The organism is Streptomyces sp. SPB074 (assembly GCF_000154905.1).
Classification (GTDB): domain Bacteria; phylum Actinomycetota; class Actinomycetes; order Streptomycetales; family Streptomycetaceae; genus Streptomyces.
Window position 1 is genome coordinate 1,071,112 of the sequence record NZ_GG770539.1, and the last position, 6,906, is coordinate 1,078,017.

6 protein-coding genes and 1 pseudogene are annotated in these 6,906 nt (G+C 73.9%); 2 read left to right on the forward strand and 5 right to left on the reverse strand.

What is annotated here, in order from left to right; all coding sequences use genetic code 11:
- The 5 genes and pseudogenes from SSBG_RS04395 to SSBG_RS04415 form a co-directional block, all read right to left on the reverse strand.
- A pseudogene (locus SSBG_RS04395) lies at positions 1–226 on the reverse strand (phosphopantetheinyl transferase); the annotation flags it as partial.
- The gene (locus tag SSBG_RS04400; protein WP_008745014.1) at positions 223–1,089 is read right to left on the reverse strand and encodes a metallophosphoesterase family protein; all 867 of its coding nucleotides are present in this window, start codon (positions 1,087–1,089) and stop codon (positions 223–225) included. The gene SSBG_RS04400 and the pseudogene SSBG_RS04395, both read right to left, overlap by 4 nt.
- An 86-nt stretch (positions 1,090–1,175) precedes the next feature.
- Complete coding sequence (gene msrB / locus SSBG_RS04405; protein ID WP_008745015.1) at positions 1,176–1,586, reverse strand: peptide-methionine (R)-S-oxide reductase MsrB; 411 nt, start codon at positions 1,584–1,586, stop codon at positions 1,176–1,178.
- Between the two features lie 10 nt (positions 1,587–1,596).
- The gene (gene murC / locus SSBG_RS04410; RefSeq protein WP_008745016.1) at positions 1,597–3,006 is read right to left on the reverse strand and encodes a UDP-N-acetylmuramate--L-alanine ligase; all 1,410 of its coding nucleotides are present in this window, start codon (positions 3,004–3,006) and stop codon (positions 1,597–1,599) included.
- Positions 3,007–3,218: 212 nt separating this feature from the next.
- A complete protein-coding gene (locus SSBG_RS04415) occupies positions 3,219–3,680 on the reverse strand; it encodes an indole-3-glycerol phosphate synthase (RefSeq protein ID WP_078491456.1) in 462 nt (153 codons plus the stop codon).
- A gap of 414 nt (positions 3,681–4,094) precedes the next feature.
- Between SSBG_RS04415 and SSBG_RS04420 the strand changes: the two genes are divergently transcribed.
- Together SSBG_RS04420 and SSBG_RS04425 are read left to right on the forward strand one after the other, a co-directional pair.
- Complete coding sequence (locus SSBG_RS04420) at positions 4,095–5,126, forward strand: LacI family DNA-binding transcriptional regulator (RefSeq protein ID WP_037871077.1); 1,032 nt, start codon at positions 4,095–4,097, stop codon at positions 5,124–5,126.
- 85 nt (positions 5,127–5,211) lie between these two features.
- A complete protein-coding gene (locus SSBG_RS04425; protein ID WP_008745019.1) occupies positions 5,212–6,822 on the forward strand; it encodes an FAD-dependent oxidoreductase in 1,611 nt (536 codons plus the stop codon).
- Positions 6,823–6,906 lie beyond the last annotated feature (84 nt).

Sequence of the window (6,906 nt, forward strand, 5' to 3'; positions counted from 1 at the left end):
CCGGCCAGCCGGGGGCACCGCGCTCGCCGGGCAGGAGCGGGACCGGGGGCACGCCGAGCGTGGCGAGGGCGCGGCGCGCGCAGGCCCGTACCGTCGTGTACTCGGCGCGCCGCTTGGCGACGGCGCGCGCCACGAAGGGCTCCTCCTCGGGGAAAAGCCGGGCGTGCGGGTCCGTGCCGTGGTGGTGCGCGGCGCTGATGCCCTGGGGCAGTACCTCGGCGATCACGGGGCGACCTCGGGGAAGACGGGGCGGGCGAGGTCGGCGCGGCGCCCGAACCGCTTCCACTCGCGGGGGTAGCCGAGCGAGACCTCCTCGAAGGGCACCCCGTCGTAGCGGGCCGAGCGGGGGATGTGCAGGTGGCCGTAGACGACGGCGCGGACGTCGAAGCGCGTGTGCCAGTCGGCGGTGCGCTCCGTGCCGCACCACTGCACGAACTCCTGGTGCGTCATGATCTCGGTCGGGCGCCGCACGAGCGGCCAGTGGTTGACGAGGACGAGCGGCGGTCCGCCCGCCGCCTCGGCGAGCCGTTTCTCGGTGTACGCGACCCGGTCCGCGCACCACGCGGCACGGCCCGCGTAGGGCTCGTGGTACAGCACGGCCTCGTCGGTGCAGACGATGCCCGCCTCGTGGGCGCGGGCGAGCGAGGCTTCGGGGCTCGTGGTGCCGGGGGCGTACCAGGAGTAGTCGTACAGGGTGAAGAGCGAGGCGATACGGAGCGGGCCGCCGGAGCCGTCCGGACCGCCTCCGGGGCCGTCCCACACCGGCCAGGGGTCCTCGGGGGTGAGGACGCCGAGGTCGCGGCAGAGGGCGACGAGCCGTTCGTAGCGGGCCACGCCGCGCGCCTGGTCCGGCTCCCCCGGCAGCGTCCACAGCTCGTGGTTGCCCGGTGCCCACACGACGCGGGCGAAGCGGCCGGCGAGGAGGCGCAGCGCCCACTCGATGTCGGCGAGGCGCTCGCCGACGTCGCCCGCGACGATGAGCCAGTCCTCGGGGTGGGCGGGGCGGATGCTTTCGGTGAGCGCCCGGTTCTCCTCGTAGGAGATGTGCAGGTCGCTGACGGCCCGCAGGGTCTTGTGCGTTGCTGTCACCCGAGGAGCCTAGAGCGAAGGGGCGGGCGGCGTAAGGCCGTCCCGCCCCTTAGGTGCGCGCGGGGCCCGCGCCGGGGCCCCGCGGCTCAGCTCGCGTCGTCCGGGACGAGCTTCACGGAGATCGAGTTGATGCAGTACCGCTGGTCCGTGGGCGTCGCGTAGCCCTCGCCCGCGAAGACGTGGCCGAGGTGCGAGCCGCAGTTGGCGCAGCGGACCTCGGTGCGGACCATGCCGTGCGAGCGGTCCTCGATCAGCTCGACGGCGTCGGAGTCCTTCGGGTCGAAGAACGACGGCCAGCCGCAGTGCGACTCGAACTTCGTGTCCGAGGTGAAGAGCTCCGCACCGCAGGCGCGGCAGTCGTAGACGCCCTTGGTCTTGGTGTCCGTGTACTCACCGACGAAGGCGGGCTCGGTACCGGCCTGGCGGAGCACCGCGTACTCGTTGGGCGTCAGCTCCTCGCGCCACTCCTGGTCCGACTTCTCGACGTTGTACGCCATGGCCTGCTCCTCACTGCTCGTGGTGCGGTCCGGCGGCGAGCCGGTCCAGGACGGCGGGGCCGAGGTCCGTGACATCGCCCGCCCCCATGGTGAGAACGAGATCACCGGGCTTCGCCATTCCCGCGACGGCCTCCGCGACCTCGTCCTTCGCGTGCAGCGGGCTCACGTCGGCACCGGCGGCGCGTCCGGCGGCGATGATCAGCTCGCTCGTGACGCCCTCGATGGGGTCCTCGCGGGCCGGGTAGATGTCCAGGACGAGCGAGGAGTCGGCGAGCGCGAGGGCCTGGCCCATCTCCTTGCCGAGTTCCTGCGTGCGCGAGAACAGGTGCGGCTGGAAGACGACGAGGATGCGGCCCTCGACGGCGCCGCGCATCGCCTCCAGGTCGGCGGCCATCTCGGTCGGGTGGTGCGCGTACGAGTCCACGACCTGCACGCCCGCCGCCTCGCCCTTGAGCTGGAGGCGGCGCTTCACGCCCGTGTAGCTGCGGAGCGCGGAGGCGAGGTTGTGCAGCGGGACACCGAGGGAGACGCCCGCGACGAGCGCGGCGACGGCGTTGTGCGCGTAGTGGCTGCCCGGCACGGAGACCGTGAAGGTGAGGAGCTTGCCGTCGATCGCGACGGTGACCTCGCTGGTCAGGCCGCGCGGGGAGACCTTGCGCACCCGTACGTCGGCGTCCTCGGCCGAGCCGTAGGTGACGATCGTGAGGTCCGCGCGCTCCCGCACGCGGCGCGTCAGCTCGCGGGCGCCCTCGTGATCGGCGGAGATCACCAGCGTGCCGCCGGGGACGATCTTGCCGACGAAGGTCTCGAAGGACTCGTAGATCTCCTCGATCGAGGCGTAGTTGGCGTGGTGGTCGAGTTCGACGTTGAGGACGACGGCGACCTCGGGCGCGTACGTGTGGAAGCTGCGGTCGCTCTCGTCGGCCTCGGCGACGAAGATCTCGCCGGTGCCGTGGTGGGCGTTGGAGCCGGGGGCGTCGAGGTCGCCGCCGATCGCGTACGAGGGGTCGAGGCCGAGCGTGGTGAGGGAGACCGCGAGCATCGAGGTCGTCGTCGTCTTGCCGTGCGTGCCCGCGACCGCGAGGGGCCGGGTGCCGGTCATGAGGGCGGCGAGGGCGTCGGAGCGGTGCACGACGGGGATGCCCAGCTCCCGGGCGCGGACCAGCTCGGGGTTGTCCTCGCGGATCGCGGAGGAGACGACGACGGCGGAGGTGTCCTCGGCGAGGTGGGCGGCGTCGTGGCCGAGGTGCACGGTGGCGCCGAGGGCGCGCAGCGAGGCGGCGGTCGGCGAGTCCTTCGCGTCACTGCCCGCGACGCTCGCCCCGCGCTGGGCGAGAATCCGGGCGATGCCCGACATCCCGGCCCCACCGATCCCGATGAAGTGCGGTCGGTCGAGGGAGGGGGGGAGGGCGGGGGCCATGTGTGGGTTCTCCAGGGGGTGGGGCCGGGAGGCGTGTGTCACGAGCGCTCCCCGGGGGCGAACTGATCGGGACCACCATAAGGTCCGCAGCGCGAGTGCTTCGCGCTCCTCGGGGGCGCGTGAGGAGCGTGTGACGTCGCGCGCTCCCCACGCCCCGGAACGCGAGCGCCGCCGCCGGTCTCCTCGCGTTCCGGGCGGGCCGGCGCGGACGGTCAGTTCTCGGCGTCCGGGGTGTGCGCGTAGAGCTTGAGGACGGGGACGCCGACCTTGTGGCGGGCGCGCGAGGCCCAGTCGCGGTGGAAGAACTCCTCGACGTAGTGCGGCGCGGTCAGCACGATCACCTCGTCCGCCCCCGTCTCCTTGACGGCCGCCGCGATGACGTCGAGCGGGTGGTTCTCGACCACGTGGCCCACGGCGTCGGCGCCGGCCTCGCGCAGCGCCCGCAGCGAGTGCTCCAGGGCGATCTTCGCGGGCGGCACGGCGGACTCGCCCTCCGGGATCTCCGCCTCCCGCACGGCTTCGCTCAGCTCGCCGAGCGCCACGTCGTCCACCGCGCGCAGCAGCCGGTCCTGATCGCCCCGGGGCTGCATGAGGACGTGGAAGGACACCGCCTCCTCGCCGTGCAGGGTGGTGACGAACTCGATGTCCACCGTGGACAGGGCCTGTTCGATCATCAGTACGCTCGTGAACACGTCGGGCGCCTCTTCTCTCAGCGGACCGGCACGCACCGGCCCTACGGTTTCCCGCTACCCCGTGAACGGAGCGGCGTGCCTTCCTAGTCTGCCCAGCGGAGGGTAAACGGAACGGTACATTCCGCAAGGCGGGCCCGGGGACCCGGGCCCGTCGGCCGCCCCGGACGCCTCCGCGCCCCCGCCTCGTGGCGCAGCCCACAGCTCTCGCGCGGTGAAATCCGGCGCTTCCCCCTTGACGCCCGCCCATCCGAGGCGCAGGGTGCTCACTAATGCGCATTACTAATACGCATTAGTGAGCGAGGTCGAGACGTGAACGACACCAGCCGGGGCAAGCCGGGCAAGTCGGCGAGAACGCCGCGCGAGCCCGCGAAACGGGCGCGCCCGCGACAGGCGGAGGTGGCGCGTCTCGCGGGGGTCTCGCAGGCGACCGTCTCGCTCGTGCTCGGCGACAAGCCGCAGGCCGCGACGATCTCGGCGGAGACCCGCCGCAAGGTCATGGACGCGGCCCGCACCCTCGGCTACGTCCCCGACCCGGCGGCGCGCAGCCTCGCCGGGGCCGGGAACGACCTGCTCGGCGTCTTCAGCTTCACGGCCACCTTCCCCACGGACGTCCAGCACTCCTACTACCCGTTCCTCGTCGGCGTGGAGCAGGAGGCCGCCGCACGCGGCTTCGACCTCGTGCTCTTCACGGGGTCGAGCGCGCACGGCGCGAGCCCGGGCCCCGAGGCGCTGAGCCGGGTCAGGCTCGCGGACGGCTGTCTCTTCCTCGGGCGGCACGCGCCCGCCCGCGAGCTGCGGCGGCTCGTGGCGGACGGCTTCCCCGTCGTGCACCTGGGCCGCAGGGACGAATTGGACGGCCTCGCGTGGGTCGGGGCCGACTACGCCCCGGCGAGCCGCGAGGTCGTCCGGCACCTCGTGGCCCTCGGGCACCGGCGGATCGTCCTGGTGCGCGAGGACGACGAGGCCCCCGCGACGGCCGACCGCGAGCGCGGTTTCCTCGCGGGCCTGGAGGAGGCCGGGCTGCCCGTGGCGGACGCCGTCTTCCGCACCGCGGAGCCGGGGGCGGACCTGACGCCCGCGCGGCTGCGGGCCTGGCGCGCGGAGGGCGTCACGGCGTTCGTCGCGGAGGAGACCGACACGGGGGCCGCCTGGCGGGCGCTGCGCGCGGCCGTCACGGCGGCCGGGTACGACTGTCCGGGCGAGCTGAGCCTCGCGCTGCTCGGCGACCCGCCCCCCGACCTCGCGGCCGAGCCGGTGCCGACCGGCTTCGCCATCCCGCGCACCCGGCTCGGCGCCGCGGCGGTACGGCTCCTGGCCGCGCTCGTCGCGGGCCAGGACGCGGACGAACCCCTCGTGCCGTGCGCCTTCCGGCCGGGAGCGACGGCGGGCCCCGCGCCCGAAGCGGTACGGGGCCCGGCGGCGACCTGACCCGCCGCCGGACCCCGCAGCCCTCACACCGCAGGACACGCACCAACCGCAGGACAAGCACCATCAGCACCACCTAGGATAGCTTGTGACCAGCCAACCGGACATCCTCGTCGTCGGCGGCGGCCTCGGCGGCGTCGCCGCCGCCCTCGCCGCCTGCCGGGCGGGGCGCTCCGTCGTCCTGACCGAAGAGACCGACTGGGTCGGCGGCCAGCTCACCTCGCAGGCCGTGCCCCCCGACGAGCACCCGTGGGTCGAGCAGTTCGGCGTCACGGCCTCGTACCGCGCGCTGCGCGAGGCGATCCGAGACCACTACCGCACGCTGTACCCGCTGCGGGCGGAGGCGGCGGCGCAGTCGGCGCTCAACCCGGGCGCCGGGCGCGTCAGCAAGCTGTGCGCCGAGCCGCGCGCGGGGCTCGCCGCGCTGGAGGGGATGCTCGCCCCGTACCGCTCCGCCGGGCTGCTCACGCTGCTCACCGAGCACCGCCCCGTGGCCGCGGGCACCGAGGGCGACACCGTCACGTCCGTGACGGTCGAGAACCTGCGCGACGGAAGCCGCCGCACCCTCACGGCCCCCTACGTGCTCGACGCGACCGAGACCGGCGAACTGCTCGAACTCGCGGACGTGGAGCACGTGCTCGGCGCCGAGTCGCGCGCCGAGACCGGCGAGCCGCACGCGCCCGAGCAGGCCGACCCGCTCAACCAGCAGGGCATCACGTTCTGCTTCGCGCTCTCGTACCACGAGGGCGAGGACCACACGATCGAGAAGCCCGCCGACTACGACTTCTGGCGCTCCTACCGGCCGGAGTTCTGGCCGGGCCCGCTCCTCGGCTTCCTCGCGCCCGACCCGCGCAACCTGGAGGCCGTGCCCCGCACCTTCGTGCCCAACCCGGAGCAGGACCCGCTCGCGGTGAGCGCCGACCAGTCGGCGGACGCCGGGGACAAGGAACTGTTCGGCTTCCGCCGCATCCTGGCCCGCAAGCTGCACCGCGAGGGCGCCTTCGGCTCCGACATCACGCTCGTCAACTGGCCGCTCAACGACTACTGGCTCAAGCCCCTGATAGGCGGCGGCGAGAAGACGGCGGCGGAGGCGATCCGCGAGGCCAGGCAGCTCTCGTTCTCCGTCCTGTACTGGCTCCAGACCGAGGCCCCGCGCGCGGACGGCGGCAAGGGCTTCCCCGGGCTGCGGCTGCGCCCCGACGTCATGGGCACCGAGGACGGGCTCGCGAAGGCCCCGTACGTGCGCGAGTCCCGGCGCATCAAGGCCGTCACGACCGTCACCGAGCACGACGTCGCGATCGACCTCGTCGGCCCGACCGGCGGCACCCGCTACCGGGACGCGGTCGGCGTCGGCAGCTACCGCATCGACCTGCACCCCTCGACCGGTGGCGACAACTACGTCGACATCGGCTCGGTGCCCTTCGAGATCCCGCTCGGCGCGCTCGTGCCGCGCCGCGTGCGCAACCTGCTCCCGGCCGGCAAGAACATCGGCACGACGCACATCACCAACGGCTGCTACCGGCTGCACCCCGTCGAGTGGAACATCGGCGAGGTCGCGGGCGCGCTCGCCGCGCACTGCCTCGACGAGGGGCTGACGCCGCGCGAGGTGCAGGCGGACGACGAACGCTTCGCGGACTTCGCGGGGCTCCTCGACCGCTCGGGCGTCGAGCGGCACTGGCCGGAGGTACGCGGCTACTGACCCCACCGGGCCCGGGAAGCTCCATGGCGCGCCCGGCCACCCGGGGCGGAGACCGCCGGGCGGGACTGCTCCACCTGTCCCGCC